Origin of the sequence: Kitasatospora sp. LaBMicrA B282 (assembly GCF_050325825.1) — a bacterium.
In the GTDB taxonomy this organism is placed as follows: Bacteria; Actinomycetota; Actinomycetes; order Streptomycetales; family Streptomycetaceae; genus Kitasatospora.
Map to the genome: position 1 here is coordinate 41896 of NZ_JBNQTI010000029.1, position 22831 is coordinate 64726.

The 22831-nt window shown below is 73.8% G+C and carries 22 protein-coding genes and 1 tRNA gene; 10 read left to right on the forward strand and 13 right to left on the reverse strand.

Going from position 1 to position 22831, the window contains the following annotated elements:
- Positions 1–307: 307 nt before the first annotated feature.
- On the reverse strand, positions 308–1087 hold the full coding sequence (locus tag ACQRUO_RS11155; RefSeq protein ID WP_428315640.1) for a class I SAM-dependent methyltransferase: 780 nt from the start codon (positions 1085–1087) through the stop codon (positions 308–310).
- A gap of 591 nt (positions 1088–1678) precedes the next feature.
- Here ACQRUO_RS11155 and ACQRUO_RS11160 point away from each other — a divergent pair.
- Together ACQRUO_RS11160 and ACQRUO_RS11165 are read left to right on the forward strand one after the other, a co-directional pair.
- Positions 1679–2602 (forward strand): patatin-like phospholipase family protein, encoded by a 924-nt coding sequence (locus ACQRUO_RS11160; RefSeq protein WP_428315641.1) that lies wholly within the window; start codon positions 1679–1681, stop codon positions 2600–2602.
- A 4-nt stretch (positions 2603–2606) separates the two neighbouring features.
- Positions 2607–3680 (forward strand): hypothetical protein, encoded by a 1074-nt coding sequence (locus ACQRUO_RS11165; protein WP_428315642.1) that lies wholly within the window; start codon positions 2607–2609, stop codon positions 3678–3680.
- 133 nt (positions 3681–3813) lie between these two features.
- Here ACQRUO_RS11165 and ACQRUO_RS11170 read toward each other — a convergent pair whose 3' ends face one another.
- The 4 genes from ACQRUO_RS11170 to ACQRUO_RS11185 all read right to left on the reverse strand — a co-directional run bounded on the left by ACQRUO_RS11170 (position 3814) and on the right by ACQRUO_RS11185 (position 7551).
- Positions 3814–5421, reverse strand: coding sequence for a multicopper oxidase family protein (locus tag ACQRUO_RS11170; protein ID WP_428315643.1), 1608 nt, complete (start codon positions 5419–5421; stop codon positions 3814–3816).
- A 142-nt stretch (positions 5422–5563) separates the two neighbouring features.
- Positions 5564–6202, reverse strand: a complete 639-nt coding sequence (locus ACQRUO_RS11175; RefSeq protein ID WP_428315644.1) for a glyoxalase — start codon at positions 6200–6202, stop codon at positions 5564–5566.
- A 138-nt stretch (positions 6203–6340) separates the two neighbouring features.
- Positions 6341–6868 carry a GNAT family N-acetyltransferase gene (locus ACQRUO_RS11180; RefSeq protein WP_428315645.1) on the reverse strand — a complete coding sequence of 176 codons (528 nt, stop codon included), beginning with the start codon at positions 6866–6868 and terminating at the stop codon, positions 6341–6343.
- A gap of 104 nt (positions 6869–6972) precedes the next feature.
- Positions 6973–7551: a CGNR zinc finger domain-containing protein gene (locus ACQRUO_RS11185; protein WP_428315646.1), complete on the reverse strand. Its 579-nt coding sequence runs from the start codon at positions 7549–7551 to the stop codon at positions 6973–6975.
- Positions 7552–7622: 71 nt separating this feature from the next.
- On the opposite strand from ACQRUO_RS11185, the gene ACQRUO_RS11190 reads away from it, so the two are divergent.
- On the forward strand, positions 7623–8051 hold the full coding sequence (locus ACQRUO_RS11190) for a carboxymuconolactone decarboxylase family protein (RefSeq protein ID WP_428315647.1): 429 nt from the start codon (positions 7623–7625) through the stop codon (positions 8049–8051).
- A 326-nt stretch (positions 8052–8377) separates the two neighbouring features.
- On the opposite strand, the gene ACQRUO_RS11195 is transcribed toward ACQRUO_RS11190, so the two are convergent.
- The 4 genes from ACQRUO_RS11195 to ACQRUO_RS11210 all read right to left on the reverse strand — a co-directional run bounded on the left by ACQRUO_RS11195 (position 8378) and on the right by ACQRUO_RS11210 (position 11387).
- Positions 8378–8950 (reverse strand): dihydrofolate reductase family protein, encoded by a 573-nt coding sequence (locus ACQRUO_RS11195; RefSeq protein ID WP_428315648.1) that lies wholly within the window; start codon positions 8948–8950, stop codon positions 8378–8380.
- A gap of 64 nt (positions 8951–9014) precedes the next feature.
- Positions 9015–9758, reverse strand: a complete 744-nt coding sequence (locus ACQRUO_RS11200; RefSeq protein ID WP_428315649.1) for an SRPBCC family protein — start codon at positions 9756–9758, stop codon at positions 9015–9017.
- A complete protein-coding gene (locus tag ACQRUO_RS11205; protein ID WP_428315650.1) occupies positions 9755–10465 on the reverse strand; it encodes an ArsR/SmtB family transcription factor in 711 nt (236 codons plus the stop codon). The genes ACQRUO_RS11200 and ACQRUO_RS11205 overlap by 4 nt, the downstream gene beginning before the upstream one ends.
- 178 nt (positions 10466–10643) lie before the next feature.
- The gene (locus ACQRUO_RS11210) at positions 10644–11387 is read right to left on the reverse strand and encodes a class I SAM-dependent methyltransferase (protein ID WP_428315651.1); all 744 of its coding nucleotides are present in this window, start codon (positions 11385–11387) and stop codon (positions 10644–10646) included.
- 268 nt (positions 11388–11655) lie between these two features.
- On the opposite strand from ACQRUO_RS11210, the gene ACQRUO_RS11215 reads away from it, so the two are divergent.
- Positions 11656–11742: transfer RNA gene (locus tag ACQRUO_RS11215), tRNA-Leu, on the forward strand.
- A 93-nt stretch (positions 11743–11835) separates the two neighbouring features.
- Here ACQRUO_RS11215 and ACQRUO_RS11220 read toward each other — a convergent pair.
- Positions 11836–12456: an HdeD family acid-resistance protein gene (locus tag ACQRUO_RS11220; protein WP_428315652.1), complete on the reverse strand. Its 621-nt coding sequence runs from the start codon at positions 12454–12456 to the stop codon at positions 11836–11838.
- A 279-nt stretch (positions 12457–12735) separates the two neighbouring features.
- Between ACQRUO_RS11220 and ACQRUO_RS11225 the strand changes: the two genes are divergently transcribed.
- The 6 genes from ACQRUO_RS11225 (at position 12736) to ACQRUO_RS11250 (ending at position 18714) form a co-directional block, all read left to right on the forward strand.
- Positions 12736–13410 (forward strand): hypothetical protein, encoded by a 675-nt coding sequence (locus tag ACQRUO_RS11225; protein WP_428315653.1) that lies wholly within the window; start codon positions 12736–12738, stop codon positions 13408–13410.
- Between the two features lie 86 nt (positions 13411–13496).
- Entirely contained in the window at positions 13497–14789 is a 1293-nt protein-coding gene (locus ACQRUO_RS11230; RefSeq protein WP_428315654.1) for a M48 family metalloprotease, read from the forward strand.
- Between the two features lie 90 nt (positions 14790–14879).
- The gene (locus tag ACQRUO_RS11235; RefSeq protein WP_428315655.1) at positions 14880–15293 is read left to right on the forward strand and encodes a cytidine deaminase family protein; all 414 of its coding nucleotides are present in this window, start codon (positions 14880–14882) and stop codon (positions 15291–15293) included.
- A gap of 200 nt (positions 15294–15493) precedes the next feature.
- Positions 15494–16927 carry a glycosyltransferase family 2 protein gene (locus ACQRUO_RS11240; RefSeq protein ID WP_428315656.1) on the forward strand — a complete coding sequence of 478 codons (1434 nt, stop codon included), beginning with the start codon at positions 15494–15496 and terminating at the stop codon, positions 16925–16927.
- A 34-nt stretch (positions 16928–16961) separates the two neighbouring features.
- Positions 16962–18107 (forward strand): non-hydrolyzing UDP-N-acetylglucosamine 2-epimerase, encoded by a 1146-nt coding sequence (gene wecB / locus ACQRUO_RS11245; RefSeq protein ID WP_428315657.1) that lies wholly within the window; start codon positions 16962–16964, stop codon positions 18105–18107.
- 100 nt (positions 18108–18207) lie between these two features.
- Positions 18208–18714, forward strand: coding sequence for an HD domain-containing protein (locus ACQRUO_RS11250; RefSeq protein ID WP_428315662.1), 507 nt, complete (start codon positions 18208–18210; stop codon positions 18712–18714).
- A 116-nt stretch (positions 18715–18830) separates the two neighbouring features.
- On the opposite strand, the gene ACQRUO_RS11255 is transcribed toward ACQRUO_RS11250, so the two are convergent.
- From ACQRUO_RS11255 to ACQRUO_RS11265, 3 genes are all read right to left on the reverse strand, one after another.
- A complete protein-coding gene (locus ACQRUO_RS11255) occupies positions 18831–20216 on the reverse strand; it encodes a CAP domain-containing protein (protein ID WP_428315658.1) in 1386 nt (461 codons plus the stop codon).
- 217 nt (positions 20217–20433) lie between these two features.
- Positions 20434–20871 (reverse strand): pyridoxamine 5'-phosphate oxidase family protein, encoded by a 438-nt coding sequence (locus ACQRUO_RS11260; RefSeq protein ID WP_428315659.1) that lies wholly within the window; start codon positions 20869–20871, stop codon positions 20434–20436.
- Between the two features lie 159 nt (positions 20872–21030).
- Positions 21031–22479, reverse strand: coding sequence for an MFS transporter (locus tag ACQRUO_RS11265; RefSeq protein ID WP_428315660.1), 1449 nt, complete (start codon positions 22477–22479; stop codon positions 21031–21033).
- Positions 22480–22831 lie beyond the last annotated feature (352 nt).

Consider the following 22831-nt stretch of genomic DNA (forward strand, 5'->3'; position numbering starts at 1 on the left):
GCCTCGCGGACGCGCAGAACGCGATCGCGACCGACTGGACCAGCGCACTCTCCTCGCTCGGCCTGAGCTGACCGACCGCCGACCCTGACCGTGGTCACCCGCGTCCCGGGTGGCCACGGCCGGCTTCGGTCGGCCGTCAGTGGCCGTCCCGGTGGCCTTGATGCTGCCGTGGCCGAGCGAGGCAGGAGGAGCGAGCACCCCGGGTGGAGGATCAGGCGCCCAACGTCCTCAGGGGGCAGGAGCCCTCGTGGTTGCGCGTCCGGCCCGGCCAGGCGCTCGGGCCTGGAGAACCACCCCTACCGCTCGTTCACAGCCGCCGGACGCGCAGCACGCCGGTGAGCATCGGGAGGGTGAACTCGCCGTGGGCGGTCTCCGGTCGGCTCGCGAGGAAGGCGCGGATCCGGCCCAGGGCGGCCTCACGCTCCGCTTCCGGCATGACGAGCATCCCCGCGCGCGTCGCGAGGGTCGCACCGAGGGAGTCGGCGGTGCGGCGCTGCCCGTGCGGGAACTCGGCCTGCTCGGGTGCGCCGAACCGGGCAGCCGCACCACTCCTCGGCAGGTGCATGTCCGCCGTCACGGCACGCCAACTGGCGGGCGTGTCACGCGGGCCGACCGCCGCGCTCCCGCCCACCTGCGCGAGTCCGGCAACCCAGTCGACCTGGTCGTCCATGAGGTTCCAGAGCCCGGCCAGGACGCCGCCGGGGGCGAGGACCCGGGCGATCTCCGGTCCCGCGACGGCCATGTCGAACCAGTGCATGGCGTTGCCGGCCAGCACGGCGTCGACCGACGCGTCCGGCAGCGGTATCGCCTCGGCGCTGCCCGCCAGGGCACGGACGGACGGCAGCGCGCGGCGCAGCTCGGTCAGCATCGCCGGATCCGGCTCGACCGCGATGAGTTGGGCGCCGAGCGCGACCAGCGTGGTGGTCAACTTGCCGGTGCCGGCGCCGAGGTCGAGCACGCGCGGGCCGGGCGCGGGCTCGAGCGCCCAGCGCACGGCGGCCTGGGCGTAGTCCGGACGGTGCTCGGCGTAGGCGACCGCCGCTGCGCCGAACGACGAGGCGTGCAGTGACTGTTCGTCATGATCCATACGGTCAAGCTAGCCGTGCTGCTGACGGTCGACCACCCCTCACCAGTCGAGTGGCCGTCAACGCGTCCTATCAGTGCGGCCGTCTAGCGTGCCCGTGTGTCCGATGCTCTTCATCACCACCGGGTCGGGTGCGCTGACCGACCTGACCGGCCTGACCGGCCTGACCGCGGCGTCGACCTCCGGGCCCAGGTCGACCGCCGGTCGGGCAAGGTCCGGGCCGTGGCCCACGTCTTCGAGCGGGAGGCCGCACTTGAGCTCCCCCTCGACCACGTGCGGAGGAACTGACCACCGCCCGGCCGGGCTTCACCCGGCCCGGGTTGCTGCTCGACCGCGGCGCGGACCCCGTAGTCGCTCGCGGTCTCCCACCGGGTGCCCCGGGGAGCTTCCGCGCGTGGATCTTCAGAGTCTGCCATGACCAGCATCGTGGGATCGACATCCCGTCACCGCGACGGGTGAACCGCACCCGGCCGCGGCCGGGCCGCGTCTGCGCTCGCCGCCCAGCTCACGGGCATCAGCCGGCCCGTCAACCGGCCGGCGCGAGGTGCCGACGCGGCTGGCAAGCGGGCCGGGCCGTGTGGCACAACGGTCGCCATGTACACGGATACTGATTCCCAGGCACCTGCTCCCGCCGGCCGCACGGCCTTCGTCCTCGGCGGCGGTGGCAACCTCGGCGGTTACGAGGCCGGCATGCTGCGCGCGCTCTTCGAGGCCGGCGTCCGGCCGGACCTGGTGGTGGGCACCTCCGTCGGCTCCATCCAGGGCGCCATCGCCGCCGCGCACCCCGGCGCGGACGCCCTGACGGTGCTCGACCGGCTCTGGTCGGAGTTCGTCGCCAAGAAGGTCATGCACACCTCCGCCCTGGGTGCGATCTCCTCGATCGCCCACCACCACAACCACGTCGCCTCCAACGAGCACCTGCGCGAGCTGCTGGCCGACATCGTGGGCGAGGACACCCGGATCGAGGACCTGAAGGTCCCGTTCCAGTGCGTGGCCGCCTGCATCGAGCGGGCCTCGGCGCGCTACTTCGACTCCGGGCCGTTGGTGCCCGCCCTGCTGGCCTCCTGCGCGGTGCCGGGCCTGTGGCCGCCGGTCGAGATCGACGGTGAGCACCACTACGACGGCGGCCTGGTCGAGAGCATCCCCGTCCACCGGGCCCTCGCCCTCGGGGCGGAGACGGTGTACGTGCTGCACGTCGGGCGGATCGAGCACCAGCTGACCGTGCCGCGCTCGCTCTGGGAGGTCGCCTCCGTCTCCTTCGAGATCTCCCGCCGCCACGGCTTCGCCGACGCCATCGCCGAGGCTCCGCCCGGCGTCACCCTGCACGTCCTGCCCTCCGGGGAGGACCCGCACACCCCGCAGCACCGCAAGCACCACCTGTCCGCCGCGGCCGAGCTGGACGAGATCCGCCGGCGCGTCGAGTCCGGCTACCAGGCCACCCGCGCCTACCTCGCCGAGCACGTCCCCACCGCCACCGTGCCGGCTCCCACGCCCGCCACCGTCACCGCCGAGGCCTGATCCGGTGCCCGTCCTGCTCCTGCTCCTTGCGGCCTGCGGCACGCTCCTCCTCGCGCTCGCGCTGCCGCTGCTCGTCCCCTTACGGTTGCTCACCAACCGGTTGCCGCCGCCGGTTCGGGCCGTGCTGCGGCTGGTCCTGCTGGTCGCCGGGTACCTCGCCACCTTCGAGTGCGGGGCCCTGGTGGCCGCCGCCGGCCTGCGCATCCGGCGCAGGCTCCGGCCGCCCGCCCTGGGAGAGCCCGGATCCTGCTCCCCCGCCGAGCAGCGACTCCAGCGCCTGATCAAACGATTCGTCCGGCGCGGCTTCCCGCTCGCCGCCCTGCGCATCAGCCGCGACCTGCCACCGCCGCCCGTGCTGCCCGAGCGACCCGTCCTGGTGATCGCCCGCCACGCAGGTCTGCTCAACGCGCAGCTCATCGCCCACGAGGTCTACGGCACCCTCGGCCGCCGCATGATGGCGATCACCAAGGGCTGCGTCCGCGCCGCGCCCGGCTTCGGCGCACTGGTCCAGGGCACCTTCATCACCCCCTACCGGTGGACCATGCAGGGTCGCGCCTGTGCGCTGCGCCGGATGCTCACCCTGGCCCGCGCCGCCGGGCCCAGGGACGCACTGGTGCTCTTCCCGGAGGGCACCAACGCCACCGCGGCGCGGCGCCGGGCCGCCATCGACCGGCTGCACGCCGAGGGCCGCCCCGACCGGGCCGCCCGCTACCGCCGGCTGCCCCACGTCCTGGCGCCACAACCGGGCGGCGTCGGCGCCGTCCTGCACGCGGCGCCCACCACCGACGTCCTGTTCTTCGCGCACACCGGCCTCGAGGACCTGCTCGCACCGGTGGTCGACCTCGGCTACCCGGCCCTGGCCGACGGCCGGCTGCACACCGCCTGGTGGCACGTCCCCGCCGAGCGGATCCCCCGCGAACCGGCCGCCTTCGAGGCCTGGCTCGACGACTGGTGGCAGACCCTGGACGAGTGGATCGCCACCGTCCGCACCGCGCCCGCACCGCGCATTCCCGCGCCGGCCACCACCTGCGGTGCGGACCCCGGTGCGCAGGCGCCGGTGCCCCAGGCCGCGCGGTAGGCACGCGGGGCCGGGGAGCCGACACCGAGGCCGGCCGACCGTCGAGCACAGCCGACGTTCGGCCGGCGTGCGTCGGCCCGTTCGTCGGCTTGTTCGTCGGCCCGTTCGCCGGTCGGCCGGCTTCGTCTCTCCGTCACGGTCCGACGTAGTCGACGGCCTGCATCATGCCGAGCTCCTCGTGGTGGAGTTGGTGGCAGTGCGCGACGGTGCGGCCGGTGAAGTCCGCGTACCTGACCAGGAAGGTGACGGTGTCCCCGGGGGTGCCGCCGGCCAGGCCGACGGTGTCGTGCCAGACCGGCGGGTCGAGCCGCTCGCCGTTGCGGTGGGTGACGAGGACGTGGTTGGTGTGCAGGTGGAAGGGGTGGTTGAAGGCCGGTTCGGTCTCGTCGGTCCGGATGGTCCAGCGTTCGACGGTGTCCAGTGCCAGGGTGTGGTTGACGAAGTCCGGGTCGAACAGGCCGCGGGCGGGGTCACGGGTGGGGTCACCGGCGGGGTCGGCCGCGGGGGTGGGGTTGCTCCCGAGGACCCGGAACGCGTTGGGGAAGGCGCCGGCGAAGACGCCCGGGTCGACGTGGAAGACCACCTCGCGGTCCGCATCCGGGTTGGCGATGTCGTTCTCGTCGAGGAACGGCTTGCCGGGCGGCAGCGAGGCCGGCAGCGCCATGGGCGGTTCGACGGGCGCGCCCGCCACCTCGATCGTCATCAGCGGCTCGGCCACCCCGTCGGCCCGCAGGTGGTAGCTGCCGGCCGTACAACCCCGGACCAGCACGTCGGCACGGTTGCCCATGGCCAGGCTCACCGGCTCCGCGGCGACCGGCGCGCCGAAGGTGACACCGTCCTGGGCGATCTGGTGCATCGTCAGGTTGTCGTCCCCGGCGCCGGTGATCCGCAGCGGCAGCACGGTGAACGCGGTGGCGGCCACCAGGCGCCACCGCTGGAGTTCGCCCGGGCGCAGCGTGAGGGTCGGGTTGACCGTGCCGTTGACCGTGAAGACGGACGGGACGTCGGCCATCCAGCTGCCCGAGGTGAATCCGGGGACCTTGCCGTCCTTGAGCTTGAGTTCGTTGATGCAGACGACGACGTCGGCGGCCGCCGCGAGCTCCGGCACCTCGTCGACGTCGCCCTCGACGATGATCACCCCGGCCATGCCCCCGACGACCTGTTCGGCCGTGGCCCCGTGCAGGTGCGGGTGGTACCAGAAGGTGCCGGCGGGGTGGTCGGCCGGCACGTCGACGGTCGTCACGTACTGCGGTTCCGGGACCCCGGCGGCGACCTCGTCGGCGGTGCGCGGCGCGAACTCGCGCAGCACGTTGTCGGCGTCCCCGGCCGGGGAGACGTGCATCCCGTGGGTGTGCAGGTTGAAGCTGTTGGCGTGGTGCGGCCTGTTGTGGTCGCCGGCCGCGGGCTGGTTGGGCGGCAGGCCGTTGGTCTGCGTCAACCGGAGCGTGTCCCCGCCGCGCACGCGCAGGGTCGGCCCCGGGATCGCCCCGTTGTAGGTGCGCGTGGTGACCGCGCCGTAGCCCGGGACGGAGAGCTCCGTGAACCGCACGTCGAGCGCCTGCTCGACGAGCCACGACGCCGAGCCGGGCACCGATCGCGTGGCCCGCACGACCGGCTGCGGAAAGGGGGTCGCCGCCTCCGCGTACTGCCGGGCGAAGAGCCCGTCGGACGCCGCCACCAGGACGGCGGCGGGGAGGGCCTTGAGCACCGATCGACGGCTGATCCCGGCGTTTTCTCTCATATCCGGGCAATCTAGATCAACTCGACTGGAGCACTGAGGAGGCACACCGCAGGGCGAGCCTGCCGCGGCTGCCGCCCTGGGCGAGGGCGAGCCTGCCGCAGCCGCTGCCCTGAGCGAGCGGCAGCAGCCGCACGAGCGGCCCTCAGAAGCCTGCGGCCGGCACGGGCGCCGGCGCTGCCGCCTCCCAGGCGTACCCGTCCGGGTCGGTGAACCGTCCGGCACCGCCGGCGATCGCGAGGCGGTGCGAGCCGGTGCCCTCGACGGGGACGCCGGCGTCCTTGGCGAGGGCGCGGCGCCGGTACAGGCCCAGCTTGACGGGGCTCGCACCGGCTGCGAACTCCACGTACACGCGGCCGAAGCTCTTCGCCACGGTGAGGCCGTGCTCGACGTAGAACCGCTTGCTGGCGGCCACGTCCGCGACCCCCAGCAGGAGCACCACGCTGTCGATCCGGCGGCCGGCCGGCCCGGTGTCCTTCTTCGCCGAGGTCGCGACCTTCCAGATCGCGCCGTCCGGCGCCTGCACGACGCCGCCGTAGCCCCAGAGCGACTTCGCGGCGGGCTTCAGCGACGTGGCGCCGGCGTCGAGGGCCGCGTCGAGCAGGGCGTTGACGTCGGCCGGCTGGGCCACGGTGAGCGACAGGGTGTACCCGCGGAAGCCGGTCGACGGTGCCTGTCCGGCCCGCAGCCGCAGTTGCTCGTCGAGGCCGAAGGCGGTGCGGTAGAAGTGGGCGGCGGCGTCCGGGTCGGCCACCTCGAGGATCACGGATTCGATGATTTCCATGTCCCTCACGCTAGGTTCGGCCAGGTCGCCGGTGCTTCTCGATTCCTGACCGGTTCGGCGACCGGTTCGGCTCGGCGCGACTCGGCTGACCGATCGTTTGTGCGGGACCGGACCGGACTTCGCCGTGAAAACGGTCGGTCAGTCGCCGAGGACCCGCTCCCACAGCAGCGAGTCCCGCCAGTTCCCGTCGAGGAAGATCGAGGAGTGCGCGACGCCGTACGGGCTGAAGCCGTTGCGGCGCAGCACCCGCTGCGACGGCAGATTCTCCAGGTTGGTGGACGCCTCGGCGCGGTGCAGCCCGAGTTCGTCCGTCATCACCTTGAGTGCGAGCCCGACGGCGTGCCCGGCGTGCCCTTGGTTCTGGGCGACACTGGCGATCCAGTATCCGAGGGAGCCGCGGCGCAGGTGTCGCTGCGGCAGGATGCCTCCGACGGTGACCTGCCCGATCACCTGGTCGTCGGCGAGCACCACGCCCGGCCAGACCGTGCCGGCCCGGTGTGCGGCCAGCAGCCTGTCGATCCGCTCCGCCTGGCCCTCCGGGGTGAAGAAGGCGGCCGGCTGCTCCGGTTCCCAGGATCGGAAAGCCTCGACGTCCCGCACCCGGTGCGCGGCGATCGGGGCGGCATCGGCGGGCTCTATCAGGCGGATCCTGGTGCTGTTGTGCATGGGCTGATCCTCGTCTCGGTGCGTCGGATGAGACCGGCCAGCCTAGGCCGTGCCGCCGGAGCCGACCCTTCTGGCCGCCCTCCACCACCCCCCGCCCGCTCGTCTCACTCGACCGTCGTCGCCCCCGCCGCCCGCCGGGCGCGCAGGGCGCGAACGCGGCCGCGGCTGGCGCAGGCGGTCGAGGGGCACCAGCGGCGGCGATCGGAGGGGTCGCTGAACAGCCCGCGGCAGTCCTGTTCGGGGCAGCACTTGAGGGTGTGGCGTTCCGGCCCGGTCAGTTGGTCGACCGCCTGCCGGGCGATCCGGGAGAGGGCGGCGGCGGCCGTGGGCGGTGCAGCCCGACGCAGCCGGCCCTCGGCGGTCAGCCGGACCGGGTCGTCGTGGGTGCGCAGGAAGCGGTCGAGCTCGGCCACCGCCGCGGCGGGCGCCTGTTGCTCCCCGACCGTGGCCAGCGCGACCGCCCGCAGCACTTCCCGCAGCTCTCGGGCCGACCTCAGGTCGGCTTCCGCTGCCGGCTGATCGGGCGTCAGTTCGTTCAGCGCGAGCCACTCGGCGTACCGGTCGAGCGTGGCGATCCGCTCCACGGGCGCCGGACCGAAGGCGGTGCCGACGGTGGCGAGCAGGTTCAGCCAGGTGGCGCCGCAGTCGAGGCGGAAGGCGAGGCGGTCTTCGGAAGCGGGCATGCGAAAAAGTGTAACGGTCTACCCGTTACGGCTGCTACGGTCTTCCCATCCAGTAACGGACGAGCCGTTACATGTCGGATCGGAGCAGCCCCGTGCCGGAACTCTTCGCCCCCACGAGCCTCGACCGCGACGCCGGCCGTGCACTGCTCGACGAACTCCAGGACTCCGCCACCCAGGCCGCCCTCCCCCAACTCGAGGGCCTGGCACCAGGGTTCGTCGACTGGATCGTCACCGCCCTGTTCGGCGGCACCTACCAGCGCCCGGGCCTGACCCTGCGGGACCGACAGCTCCTCAACCTGGCCGCCCTCACCGCCCTCGGCGGCGTCGAACCCCAACTGGTCGGCCACGTCCGCACCAGCCTGCGGATCGGCATGACCCGCGAGGAGATCGCCGAGACCATGGTCCACCTCGCCCCCTACGTCGGCGTCCCCAAGGCTCTCGCCGGCCTGCGCGCAGCCGGCCAGGCCTTCGCGGCGGCGGACGCCACCCCGGACGCGTGAGCGGACTACCCCGCCAGGTGGGCCTGCCAGGCGTGTCCGGGGTGGACGAGGGTCAGCCACCGGTCGAGGGTGGCCCGCCGCGCCGGGCTCAGGAGCGGCAGCACGCCCTCGAAGTCGGCCTGGTCCTTCGGCCGGGCCGCCTTCGCCTTGAACAGCAGGACCTTTTCCGGCGCCAGGTAGGGGATGCGCCCACCCCGCCGCCACGCACCAGGGCACGGTGAGGTCGGCCAACCGTGGCGCGATCCGCTCCGGCCGCCAGGCGTGTGCCCACCGCGCGGTCAGCTCGTCCTCGTCGGGTGCCTCGCCGCCGGGCGGCAGGGACTCCGTCACCGGACGACCTCGAAGACCTGCTTCTGCACCCCGTTCCGGTAGGCCTCGTGCTCGACCAGCTTCAGCTTCCGGGCGTCCTGGTCCGCGGAACTGAACAGGCGCTTGCCCGCGCCGAGCAGCAGGGGGAAGACGAGCAGGTGGTAGCGGTCGATCAGGCCGGCGTCCGAGAGGGCGCGGTTCAGGGTGGCGCTGCCGTGGACGATGATCGGGCCGCCCTCGGTCTCCTTCAGGGCGGCGACCTGGTCGAGCGAGCGCAGGATGGTGGTCTCGCCCCAGTTCCCGACCAGGTCGCCGTCGGTGAGGGTGCTGGAGACCACGTACTTGGGCATGGTGCTGTAGCGCGCGAACTCCGCCATGTCCGGCCACACCGGGCTGAACGCCTGGTAGCTGACCCGGCCGAGCAGGATCGCGGCGGCCTCCTGTTGCTCCCGTTCCTTGATCTCGAACGCCTCGGGAACGAACTCGACCTCCTTGAAGGTCCAACCGGCGTTGCGGTAACCGGTTTCGCCGCCGGGGGCCTCGACGACGCCGTCGAGCGAGACGAAGGCAGTGCTGATCAGGGTGCGCATCGGTGACTCCTTGGTACGAATGGTCGGGTTGATGGGGCTGGCGGGGCTGGTGGGGATCGGCGCCTCAGGCGAGGAGCCCGGTCAGCCACCGCTGCCAGGCGGCCTCGGCGCCGGCCGGGTCCACGTCCCGCCCGAAGAGGTGATGGAACATCAGCACCATGCCCATGCCGTGGTGGAAGGTGTGGATCGCGTCGGCGGTGCGGACCGCGAACCGCTCGTCGTCCGCCCAGACCACCTCGCCGTCCAGCGGGGGCAGGCCCGCCGGCTCGGCGTGGGCCCGCGCGCCCACGGTGACCGGCAGCGGCAGCGACAGCGCGCCGGCGAATGCCGCCCGGACCTCCGGCGCCGGCCGCCCGGGCGCGGGGGCCGCGGCGAAGACGGGAACCGCGGTGCGCCCGGGGAAGTGCGCGAGGTACTCGCGGAGCGTGTTGAGGTGGAAGGGCCAGCCGCGGCGCAGCGCGTCGTACTCGTCCTCCCAGTCGTCGCCGAGCAGGCCGCTGTGGACGGCGCGGAACACGGTGGCGGCGCCGTCGCGCCCCTCGATCAGGTACTCGAAGGCCATGAACCGGCCGTCCTCGGCGGTGGCGGTGCGGATGGCCAGCCGCTTGCCGGGCTCGTAGGCGGTGATCACCGCCTCCTCCCGGTGCCCACCGGTCTCCATGACGAGCACCCCACCCTCGCGCGGGTCCAGCTCGTTGCGTCCCATGAACCAGGAGTCGATCCCCGGTCCGGTGGCGATCGCCTCCCAGACCTGGTCCGGGCTCGCCGGGAGGGCGGTCTCCAGCTCGATCTCGAACGGGTGGGTCATCGCGGGTCCTCCTGCTCCGACGCGGTCACGGTCGGCCGCGCATCTTCGACCTGCTGCGGCGCGGCGACAGCGCCGGTGTCAGCGCCCGCTACCGCGCCCGCACCGCCGCCCGCGCGGGTGTCGGGCCGTTTCGCCGGGATCTGGTGCAGCCCGACGACCACCCGGTGGTCGCGCCCCCCGGGGGCGGACTCGTCGTGGTAGCGGCTGACGAGGGCCGCCACGGCCTGGGCCAGCTCCTCGGCGAAGGCCGTCCGGTCGGCCGCGGAGGCGAACCGCACCTGCGCGTCGATGCCGAAGGTGGCGACCCGCCGCCCGGCCCGCGAGCCACCGGTCAGCAGCGCCCCGACCTCCTGCACCAGCCGCGAGCCCAGCGCCAGCAGCCAACGGGCGGAGAGCTGGTCGGGCGCGCGGGCGGGGTCCGGACTCACGCCGGCCAGGACGCTGGGCGAGATCACGTAGGAGGCCGCCGTGGCGCGGTAGACCCGTTCGGTGACGTTGCCCTTGCGCCGCTCCTCGACGAGTTCGACGAGGGCGTGCCGCTCCAGCTCCTTCAGGTGGTAGTTGACCTTCTGCCGGGGCAGCCCCAGGCGGGTGGCCAGCATGGCGGCCGAGCCGGGCTCGGCCAGGGCGGCGAGGATCCGGGCCCGGATCGGGTCCAGGGACGCCTCGGCCGCGGCGGGTTCTTCGATCACAGCAACATCGAGCACCGTTCCAGCGTCCTACCGACAAAAAAATTTGTCAAGGCAAGAAGGATTGTCGGTGGGCCGAACGAGTGGCCGTGGGGCGCAGCGGTCCGTGACCCGAGCGCGCACCCGGGCCGGGCATGCCGAACCCCCCTGGGCGCGCTGCCCAAGGGGGTTCGGGGGTGGAGGACCAGCAGGCCGGTCAGGCGCGGCAGCGCAGCATCACCAGCGGCGGGTGCGCGAGGACGTCCGCCCAGAAGTCCTCGCCGTACTCCTTGATGCCGGCCGCGGACACCTGCAGCGGCACCCACTCCAGGTCGCTGAACCCGGCCGCCCGCAGGCACCCCTCGTAGACCTCGCGGCGCGGGACCCCGGCGACAATGCTGATCGGCTGCGGGTCGAGCAGGGCCGTCACCCGCACCCGCGCGCCCAACTCGGTCTCCTCACCGGTGCGCTCGCAGCGGAACCCGTACTTCTCCAGCGACTCGCAGTCGAACGCGTAGTCCGGCCGCTGGGCGAGCACGAAGAACTCCCCGCCCGGCACCAGGCTCCGGTGGATGTTGCGACACATCCGCTCCAGCCCGGCGATGTCCTCGGCGTAGTTGAGGCACTGCACGCCCAGGGCGATGTCGAAGCTCCGGTCGAGCGGCCGCAACTCGGCCACGTCACCGACCTCGTAGCGCGCGCCCAGCGGGTCGCGCTGCTCGATGCCCTGCGCGGCGGCGATCATCTCGACCGAGATGTCGACGCCGAGCACGTCCGCGGCGCCGCGCCGGATGAACTCACGGCTGTAGAAGCCGGTGCCGCACGCCAGGTCGAGGACCGACTTCCCGCTCACATCCCCGACCAGGCCCAGGAAGCTCGGCACCTCCCCGTACTGCATCAGCGGCAGGGACTTGAACCCCTCGAACGCCTCGCCGATCTCGTCGTACTGCTGCACGCCCACGTGCTCCCCCTCTTGCACTCGTCCGGCAGGCGGCCGCACCGGCCCCTCCGGATGCCGGAGGCTCGCCCGGTTGCGGTCGTGGCGGAAAGTCTGCTCCGCTCGATCCGGCCCACCGTACTGGCAGATGACACAAAGAAGACTGGCGCATGACCCTCGCCGGCCCTGCGCAAGGAGGCCGAGGACGCGGTCGAGTCCGCGCGGGACTGTTGCCCGACCCGTGGTTCGGAGCACCCGGAAAGATCCGCTAGTATCTACCTCATCACCAGATGCGCGGGTGGCGGAATAGGCAGACGCGCTGGATTCAGGTTCCAGTGCCCGAAAGGGCGTGGGGGTTCAACTCCCCCCTCGCGCACCATGGTGAGGCCGGCTCCGACGTCATGTCGGGGCCGGCCTCCGTCGTTTCTACCCCCGGCCGGTCAGCCGTCCTGGGTCACTGCAGACGCCCTGGTCACTGCAGGCGCAGCGCGTCGTCGGCGCTGCCCACGCCGCGCAGCGGCAGGCCCCGCTTGAGGTGCTCGCGGATCCGCAGCGCGGTGACGATCTCGGTCACCCCGGTGATCAGCAGCCAGACGCCGGTGAAGAGCGTCAGCACCCAGAGCGAGGTCAGCGGCGAGGACATCACCACGATCCCGGCCAGGATCCCGATGACGCCGGCGAACAGCTGCCACCCGCGCGCCGGCATCAGCGGGTCGGAGGCCGCCGCGGCCAGCAGGGTGATGCCGCGGAAGAGCCAGCCGACCCCGATCCAGATGGCCAGCAGCAGGATCGACTCGAGCGCGCCGCGGAAGCAGAAGACCCCGAGCAGGATCGACAGCGCGCCGCTGATGAAGGCGAGCACCCGCACCGAGGTCTCGACGTGGGTGCCGAACGCGGCCACGAGTTGCATGATCCCGCTGACCAGCAGGTAGAGGCCGAACAGCACCCCGATGACGGCCAGCGTGGCGTGCGGCCAGGCCAGCGCCAGGATGCCGAGCAGCACGGCGCTCAGCCCGATCAGCAGCAGGGCCTGCCAGGCGTTCCTGGCCAGCTGCTGCAGCGGTCCGGGCAGGTCGGGCGGTGAGTAGCTCATGGGACCCAGGCTCGAAGTGCGGGACCGGGCCCGCAATCCGGATGAGCTGAACGAACGAGGGCTGTCGGGGCCGGTGCGGGCCCGCGCGGCGGGCTGTACGCCGGGTCGCGTTTCCGGCGCCGCTCCCCCACTCCGGGGTGTGACGGATGCCCTCAGCTCTTCCATGTCCCTGCCAGTGGTGGTATGTGTACCGTCTGAGATTGCCGGTGCAGGTGCGGGTCGAGGCGGGGGTGGGCCGTGAGCGGAAGGTGGCCGGGGCTGGCCGGCGACGGTGCGGACTTGGCAGCGCTCGGGTTGCTGCGGATCGCGGGCGACGGCCTGCTCGCGCACGGGCCGCGGGACCAGGGGTGGGAGCAGCGGGCGGCGGCGTTCCTGGGCACGTGGTCGCCCGGTACCTCGTCGTCGGCCACCGGGTCGCCGGGCGCCGGGCCCGCGGCCTGCGCGGACGACGGCAGCGCCGACGCGGATCCGGTGGCGGTGACCGTGGCGCTGTCGCTGGCCGGGCGGCAGGCGGAGCTGGTGATGGAGCTGCACCACGGCGACGCGGACGGGGCCAGGGCCTGGCTGGGCGAGCTCTCGGCGGCGGCCGGCGAGGAGGCCCGGGAGGCCGGGGCGTCGCGGCCGGCGGTGCCGGTGGTGATGGCGATGGTGTGGTTCGGCATCGACGCGATCGCCACGGACGGTCCGGCGCCGGGCGCGGTGCCCGTCTGCGAGCTGGATCCCGGCCGGGCGCTGCGGGTCGTGGAGCGCTGCGAGGCGTTCCTGCGGCGCAAGGAGGACCACGCGGCGCTGGTGCTGGCCTCGGCGCGGACCACCGCGGCCGTGCTGACCGAGCGGATGGGCCGCGACCCCGACCGGGTACGGGCCTGGCTGGACGACCAGGCCGAGCTGCTGCTGCGCGAGGTCGGCGGCGAGGCGCCCTGGTGGGTGCCGGACCACCCGGCGGACGTCTGACCGGTCGGCTTCGGCCACGCCCCCCGGGCCCCTCGGGACCACCCCCGTGCGGGTGGGCTTCCGGCGATCCGGCATGATCGGGCGCCGTGTCAGACACCCGGACCCTCACCGACCGCACCAGCCGCCCCTGCCCGCGGTGCGCCACGCCGATCGACTCCGACCCGCGGTTCACCGACTGGTGCCCGGGCTGCGAGTGGAACCTGGGCGCCCGGCCGGCGAAGGGCAGGCTCCGGCAGCGGCGCCGGGCCCGGGACCTGGCGCGGGTCGAGCGGCTGTACGCCACGCTGGCCGCCGAGGACCCGGCAGCCGGCGGCGACCGGGGCGCGGCCTGGGTGGCGGCGATGCTGCTGGCGACCCTGGTGCACCTGGTGACGCTCGCGGTGCTGGCCGGCTCGGTCCTGCTGCTGGTGCGCGGTTACCCCTTCCTGCAGGGCGTCGGGCTGGTCGGGCTGGGCCTGGTCTGGCTGCTGCGGCCGCGCCTGGGCCGCTGGCGGACGGATGCCGCGGAGCTCACCCGCGAGCAGGCACCCGCGCTGCACGGCCTGGTCGACCGGGTGGCCGAGGAGCTGGGGGTCCGCCGCCCGGACCGGATCCGGATCACCGACAGCTACAACGCCTCGTACGCCCGGATCGGCCTGCGCCGCCGGGTCTCGCTCACCCTCGGGCTGCCGCTGTGGACCGCGCTCACCGGCCCCGAGCGCCTCGCCCTGCTCGGGCACGAGCTCGGCCACGGCCGCAACGGCGACGTGCGCCGGGGCTTCTGGCTCGACCTCGCGCTGCGCACCCTGGAGGCCTGGTACCACGTGCTGCGCCCCAACCCGGGCGACGCCCGGCGCCTGCGCACCACCCGCAAGCGGCTGCTCGACGAGCTGGTCACCTGGCTGCTGCTGTGGATCGCGCTGCCGGTGCGGCTGGCGCACCGCTCGCTGTACCGGCTGACCGCGCTCAGCGGGCAGCGGGCCGAGTACCGGGCCGACGACCTGGCCGCCCGGGTGGGCTCCAGCGCGGCGGCGGCCGGGATGCTCGACAAGCTCTTCCTGGCCGACAGCGTCCGCCTGCGGGTGGCGCAGCAGCGCTCCGCCGGGCAGGTCCGCCGCCCGACAGCCGGCGGCGCCGTGGAGGAGGAGTTCTGGACCGGGCTCGCGGCCTACCTGGAGTCGGTGCCGCCGGCCGAGCGGGCCCGCCGGGCCCGGATCGGCGAGCGGGAGATGACCGCGGTGGACACCAGCCACCCGCCCACCCACCTGCGGGTGCGGCTGCGCGGCGAACGCCCCGCGCAGGCGGCCGCGGTCACTGCGGACCGGGCCGAGTGGCAGCGGATCGCCGACGAGCTGGCCCCGGCCCGCCGCCGGGTGGCCCGCGCGTTGCTGGGGATCTGAGCGCGGCGGACGGCCGGCAATCCGGTTGCGCGCCTTCCGTCCGGCTGGCCAAGATCATCTGGTCACCGACACCGGACGAAGGCAGGACCGATGACCACGCAGCGCCACCCCGTCGACCAGGAGCTGATCGAGGCCGCGACCCAGGTGGCCCGCACCCGCTGCCGGGGTGACAACCACACCGTGGCCGCCGCGGCCCGGGCCCGGGACGGCCGGATCGTCACCGCGGTGAACGCCTACCACTTCACCGGCGGACCCTGCGCCGAGCTGGTCGTGATCGGCGCCGCAGCCGCCCAGGGTGCCTACGACCTGGTGACGATGGTCGCCGTGGGCGACCGCGAGCGGGGTGTCGTGCCGCCGTGCGGGCGGTGCCGGCAGGCCCTGCTCGACTACTTCCCCACCCTCGAGGTCATCGTCGGCAACGGCGAGCGCCGCCGCGCCGCGCCCGTCGCCGACCTGCTGCCCGAGAGCTACGTCTGGGCCGACCACCAGCTCGACGCCGACTGAGCGGCGCCGGGTGAGCGGCGTCGGGTGAGCGGCGTCGGGTGAGCGGCGTCGGGTGAATGACGCCGGGTGAGCCCCGTCACCGGCCGACCAGCTCCACACCCACATCCTTTACTATTTCTTTTGCGAGTCTTGACCGCAATGAAGCATCGATTCGCAACCCGAGGAGTCACGTCACCTTTGATCTTGAGGAGCGCTGCACGATGCCCGAGGCCCTGCACCACTGGCTGACGGTGCGGCAGCACACCATCGTCTGGGTCGCCGGACTGATCTCGCTGGCGCTGGTCGGCTACCTGGTGCTCGTCTTCGGCCGCTTCCTGGTGTACTGGGCCGGCTCCCGGCACGCCTTCCGGCACAACCGGCCCGCCGAGCCCGGCGACCCGGCCGACTTCCGGTGGCACCTGGTCATCCCGTGCCGCGACGAGGAGGCCGTCGTCACCCAGACCCTGGCCGGCCTGCGCGCCACCGCCCCCGAGGCCCACCTGTGGGTCGTCGACGACGACAGCGAGGACGCCACCCACGAGCTGGTGCTCGCCGCCGCGGCCCGCGACCCCCGGATCCACCTGGTCCAGCGGCGCCGCCCGGACGCCCGGATCGGCAAGGGCGCCGCCCTGAACGCCGCCTACCGGGAGATCTCCGCCCAGCTGCCCGAGCAGACCGACCGCTCCCGCGTGGTCATCGGCGTCGTCGACGCGGACGGCCGGCTCGATCCGGGCACCCTCGCCCAGGTCTGCAACGGCAAGGCGCTCGGCCGCCCCGACACCGGGGCCGTCCAGATCGGCGTCCGGATGCGCAACGCCGACGAGGAACGCCCGCTGCCCGACCGCGGCCGCGCCGCCAACGCGCTGGCCCGCGCGCTCGTCCGGATGCAGGACGTAGAGTTCCAGGCCAACAACGCCGGCATGCAGCTGCTGCGCCGCCGCACCGGCAGCGTCGGCCTGGGCGGCAACGGCCAGTTCGTCCGGCTCACCGCCCTCGACTCGCTCACCACCGCGCCGGGCCGGGCCGGCCGCCCGTGGCCCGAGCGCGCCCTGCTGGAGGACTACGAGTCCGGCCTGGAGCTGCGACTCGCCGGCTGGCGGCTCACCCACGTCACCGAGACCACGGTCTCCCAGGAGGGCCTGGTCTCGGCGCGCCGCTTCCTCACCCAGCGCACCCGCTGGGCCCAGGGCAACATGCAGTGCCTGCGGTACACCGGCCCGGTCCTGCGCTCCCCGCACTACAGCCGGGCCGGCAAGGCCGAGGTGCTGTACACCTTCCTCCAGCCGGTGGTCTGCGTGCTGCTCGTCCTGCTGATCCCGGTCTCGCTCGGGATCACCACGGCCGGCCTGCTGCTCTTCCCCGAGGAGACCGCCCGGTTCCACCTCGCCTTCGGCCCGTACATGCTGACGGCCTCGGTGATCGCCACGCTGCCGATGGTGGGCTGGGGCCTCGCCTACCGCCGGCTGGTCCACCCCGACCGCCGCCGGCTCACCGGGCTGCTCTGGGGCGCCCTGGTCTGGCTCTACGCGTACCACCTGTTCGTGGTGGCCGTCCGGGCCGCGGTGCGGATCGCGCTCGGCCGCAACGGCTGGGCCAAGACCCGGCGCAACGCCGAGCGGGTGGTCCACGGCGCCCCCACCGCCCTCGAATCCTGAACCCCTCTCCCCCTTCTCGGAGTCACCCTCCCTCATGAGCTCGTGCCTGTCCCCCGCCAGCGTCGCCGTCGTCCTCGGCACCCGTCCCGAACTCGTCAAGCTCGCGCCGCTGATCCACGAACTCGGCGACGCCACCCGCCTGGTGCACACCGGCCAGCACTGGGACGAGGCGATGTCCGGGCGCTTCCTGCGCGACCTGGAGCTGCCCGCGCCCGAACTGCTCACCGGCGTCGGCGGCCGCCCCCGGGCCGGCCAGATCGCCCACTCCCTGGCCCAGCTCGACGCCGCCTTCGCCGCGGACCGCCCCGCCGCCGTCGTGGTCCAGGGCGACACCAACGCCACCCTGGCCGGTGCGCTGGCCGCCAACGCCCGTGGGATCCCGCTGGTCCACGTCGAGGCCGGACTGCGCAGCTTCGACCGGGCCATGCCCGAGGAGCACAACCGGGTGATGGTCGACCACGTCGCCGACCTGCTCTGCGCCGCCACCGAGGAGAACGCCGGCAACCTGCGCGCCGAGGCGCTGGCCGAGGAGCGGATCGCCCTCACCGGCAACACCGTCGTCGAGGTGGTCCGCCGTCAACTGCCGGACGCGGCCACCCGCACGGCGCTGCTCGCCGCGCACGGGCTGCGCCCGGACGGCTACGTCCTCGCCACCGTGCACCGCCCGGAGAACACCGACACCGCGGAAGCGCTGGGCTCCGTCCTGGCCGGGCTGGACCGGATCGCCCGGGCCGGGACGCCGGTGCTCTTCCCGATGCACCCGCGCACCCGCGCCGCCGTCGAGCGGTTCGCCCTCGACGGGCTGCTGGCACGCCTCGCCGTCACCGGGCCGGTCGGCTACGCCGACTTCCTGGGCCTGGCCGGCCACGCCGCGTTGCTGGTCTCCGACTCCGGCGGCGTGCAGGAGGAGTGCACGGTGCTGGGCCGCCCGCTGCTGGTGGTGCGCCGCTCCACCGAGCGCCCGGAAGCCGTGGCCGCCGGCTTCGCCGCCCTGGTGCAGCCCGGGTCGGACTTCGCCGAGCTCGCGCGCACCTGGCTGGCCGACGCCCCCGACCGCCTGGCCCGGCTCGCGGCCACCCCGAGCCCGTACGGCGACGGCCTGGCCTCGGCCCGGATCGCCGCCCTGACCGCGCAGGTCGCGGAGCGGGGCGGGCGCGCGGGTACGCCGTTGGCCGCGTAGGTGGTGGGGGCTGGAGTGACGCGGGCGCGTGAGCACTGTCCGGCTCGTCGGTGGCCCTCGGTACGGTGTCCCCAGGTCAACGGGAGGGATGTGCATGATGATGACGACGCTGACCGTCGCAGAGGTCGACGCACTCGCGGCGCAGGCCCACGCCGGGCAGGTCGACAAGATCGGCGTGCCGTACGTCGAGCACGTGCGGGCCGTCGCCCACGGGCTCGCGCCCATCGGTGACGTCCTGGAGATGGCCGGGCTGCTGCACGATGTCATCGAGGACACGGACTGGACCGCCGAGCGGCTGGTCGCGGCCGGGGTGCCCGAGGCGGCGGTGGCGCTGGTCGTGGCGGTGACCAAGCGGCCGGGCGTGCCGTACGAGGAGATGATCCGCCGGGTCGCGGCCGATCCGCCGGCCTGCCTGGTCAAGATCGCCGACAACGCGCACAACTCGCTGCCCGAGCGGGCCGCGCAGCTGCCGCAGGAGAAGCGGGCACGCCTCGCGGCGAAGTACGCCGCCGCGCGCCGGGTGCTCTGGCCGGCCGCGGAGCAGGCGCAGGTGGCGGGCATCGTGCAGCGGGTGAACCCGGCGCTGCTGGCGGAGTTGACGGGCTGACGGGTCCCGCCCCGCACGGCTGACGTGGTCCTGCCCACCGCCGTGGTCCTGCCCCGGCAGGAGCGACGGGCAGGACCACGGCGGCCGGGCGGTGCCGGACTGCGGGCTCCGGCTGGTCAGTCGGAGAAGTCCTGGGTCATCCACACCGTGCCCGAGGAGTCGCGCAGCAGCATGATGCCGATGTGGTGGAACGCCGGGTTGAGGATGTTGCGGCGGTGACCGTCGTTCGGCGCCTGCTCGGCGAGCATGCTGTTGGTCAGTCCGACGGCCATGTCGGCTATCGCCGAGGTGGTGGCGGCCACCGGGCCGCCCTCGCCGATGTTCTCGCCGGCCGTCCCCCACTGCACGCCGGCCGCGTTCTCCCGGGCGCCGAAGGCCGGTTCGCCGGGGCACTGGTGCTCCAGACCGCACCCCGCGGCCATGGTGTGGTTGTGGGCGTCGGCGCTGGTCTGCAGGCCGGCGAGCATCTGCAGCGGTGCCAGGCCCTGCTGGGCCCGCGCCTGGTTGATCACGGCCAGCACCTGGGCCGCCGCGGCGTCCAGGTCGGCGGCACCGGAGGAGTTGCCGGCCGCGGTGGTACTCGGGGCCGCGGTGGGGGCGGGCGCGGGGGCAGAACCCGCGTTGGCGGTGGGGCTCGGAGCGGCGGCGGGCGCCGAACTCGGGGCGGCGCTCGGACCGGCCGGGGCCTGCGGGGCGGCGGCGGTCCGCGAGGCGGCCGCGGTGGGGGCGCTCGACGGCGAGCCGGGAGAGCCGGGGGTGGGGCGGGTCACCGGTGCGGTGCTGGTGGACCCGCTGGGCAGCCGGGTGGGCCCGGTGCTCTGCGGGGCCGAGGCCGCCGCGCTGCCGGGCGCCCCGGTCGGGGCGGCGGACGCGGTACCCGCCAGGGCGTCGGTCGCCAGCGGCGGCTCCGCGGCGGAGAGCGTCTGGTCCTCGCGCGGGCCGGAGAGCACGGCCCGGCCGCCGACCACCACCGTCGTCGCGGTCGCCACCACGGCCACCGCGGCGAGCAGCGGCTTGGCGCCGGGCACCACCCGCCGGGACCGGTGCCGACCGTTGCCGGCCCTGCGGTGCGACCCGGCGCCCGCCCTGCGGGTGGGCTGGGCCAGGTCGTGGTCGCCGGGCGCGGAGAGCTCGTAGCTGCCGGCGGTGGCCGGGGCGGCCTGGTGGCCGCCGGATATGGACGGGTCGTCGGACCCGCCGGCTATGGACGAGTCGTAGCCGGCCGAAGGGTAGGGGGCGTGGCCACCGGACGCGTACGGGTCGTACCCACTCGACGCGTACGGGTCGTACCCGCCGGACACGTACGGATCGTAGCCACCCGACGCGTACGGATCGTGACCGCCGGACGCGTACGGGTCATGGCCACCCGGCGCGTAAGGGTCGTAGCCGCCGGAGGTGGACAGGTGGTACCCACCCGACGCGTACGGGTCGTACCCGCCTGCCGACCCGTCACCGCCCCAGCCCTGGGCGACCGGGTCGGTGTCGATGGTGAAGTGGGTCATCTGAGCTCCTCGTTTCAACGGCCTTCCATGACAGGAGACCCCCGGTGGGGTGGCGTATAACGAAAAGTCTGGAACGTGTTTTCTACCAGGTGTTCGCCACCCGCGGGCGCGGGGCCGGGGGGGGGGGGGGGGGGGGGGGGAGGGGGGGAGGGGGGGGGGGGGGGCCCCCCCCCCCACGTCCGTTGCGTCCGGGTGTTGAGAGCCCGGGCGTTGCCGCTCAGGCGTTGAGGCTCAGCACCCGGTCGACGGTGATCTCTATGACCACCCGCCCGGCCGGGTTCGGCGGCGAGGACCAGTACCGCCGGGCGTACCGCCGGGCCCCCTCGGTCACCCGCGCCGGCTCGGTCACCACCCGGCCGGTGCCCTCCAGGGTGACCCAGGTGAAGCCGTGCACCTGGCAGACCGTCACCCGGCTGTCGGGGGAGGCCAGCAGGTTCTTCGCCTTGCGGGAGGTGCTCACCGTCATCACCCGGGCCAGACCCGCCTCCGCGTCCCAGGTGAACCGCACGGGCGCGGTGTGCAGCGTCCCGTCGGGGCGGATGGTGGTGACCGCGGCCACGTGCTGCGGGTCGTTGAGGAACGCCTCGACCGAGGGCGTCACCTTCGGTACCACGGCACGCTCGGCCGTCTCGGCCTGCTGCTTCGACTGCGACATCCGGTTGACTCCTTTCGTCGGGAACGGCGGACGGGCCCGCCGCGCGCCGCCCCTCCCCCCGCCGAAGGCGCGGGGCCTTCGGCGGGGGGCCGGCCGAGCGCGGGACGGGCCCGCCGTGGTGCAGGTGGTGCTCAGTGCCCAGTGCTCAGTGCACGGTGCTCACTGACCGGCCGTCGCGGCGACCGCCGGGTTCTCGACGTCGGTGGTGGCAGCGCCCGAGCCGCCGTGCGGGGTGGAGCTCATCGCAGCCTTCCCCTTGGGCATGAAGAACGCCGCCAGCAGCAGGGCCGCGGTGCCGAGGCAGGCGGCCGCCAGGAAGGCGTGGTGGTTGGCGTTGGCGTACACGTGCCGGACCAGGTCACCCTTGCCACCGGTGCGGGCCAGCTTGGTGGCGAAGCCGCTGTAGGCGATGGTGGTCACCACGGCCAGGCCGAGCGCGCCACCACCCTCCTGGCTGGTGTTGATCAGACCGGCGCCCAGGCCCGCCTCCTCGTCGGAGACGCCCACGAACGCGGCCACCTGCAGGCTGACGAAGACGATGCCGCAGCCGAGGCCGAGCAGGACGAACGGCGCCAGCAGGTCCACCGGGTAGCTGCCGCCGACCGGGGCCCGGACCATCAGCAGCAGACCGGCGACGGTGCTCGCCAGACCGACGACCACCAGCGGACGGGCCGCCAGCTTGCCGATCAGACCGGAGGCGACGCCGGCACCCGCGGCGACCGAGAAGGCCAGCGGGACGTAGGCGAAACCGGCCTTGAGCGGCGAGTACCCGTACACGTTCTGCATGAACAGGCTGGCGAAGAAGAACAGCGCGCTGAAGGTGCCGAAGGTCAGCACCGCGGCCATGTTGGCGATCCGCATGGTCTTCAGCTTGAAGATGCGCAGCGGCATCATCGGCGCCTCGACCTTGGACTCGATCACCAGGAACGCGGCCAGCAGGACGGCGACGCCGGCCAGCGAGCCGATGGTGCGGCCGGTGGCCCAGCCGACCCGGGTGGACTCACCCAGGGTGAAGATCAGCAGCAGCAGGGCGCCGGTGAGGGTCGCGGTGCCCCAGGTGTCGAAGGAGCCGCGCTGGGCCTCGTTCTTCGACTCCGGCAGCACCTTGAACGCCAGCACCGCGGCGACCAGGCCGATCGGGACGTTGATGTAGAAGATCCAGGACCACCCGATGGTGTCCGAGAAGACACCACCGGCGATGACGCCGACGATCGAGGCGATACCGGAGAGCGAACCCCACACACCGAGCGCCTTGTTGCGCTCGGGCCCCTCGGGGAAGGTGTTCGTCAGGATCGCCAGCGCGGACGGTGTGATCATCGAGGCGCCCAGGCCCTGGAAGGCACGGGCGGTGATCAGCACCGAGCCGCTGTCGGCCAGACCCGAGGTCAGCGACGCCACCGCGAACAGGGCGAAGCCGATCTGCAGGATCCGCCGGCGACCGTAGCGGTCACCGAGCCGGCCGCCCAGCAGCAGGAAGCCACCGAGGACCGTCGCGTAGGCGGTGACGATGTAGTTCAGACTCACGTCGGACATGCCCAGGCCGTGCTGGATCGACGGCAGCGCGAGGTTCACGATCGACACGTCGGTGAAGACCATGAACTGGCCCATGGAGACGAAAGCCAGGATGGCCCCGGGGCTGAAGCCCGCCCCAGGTCCTGACCGGCTCGTGGTTGAGTCGGGGGCAGCCATTGCGTAACTCCTCAAATGTGCATCGGGTTCGGGGCGCGTAACAGACCGGGAACGCGGCGTGACCGGCCGCGGACATGACCGGGTCCAGGACGGCAGCCTCGCAAAGGTGGCTCGACCGGCAGTGGAGCCCAACTAGGCAGCCGGTCGAGCGCCGGCCGGACGGCGGACGGTGCGGGTGTCGAGCCCTGCTCAGCGGCGGTGCCGGGCGGTCCGATCGGCGCGCGGACCTGCGCCGCGGACCGCCCGCCACAGTGCGCGGCGCAGCCGCGCC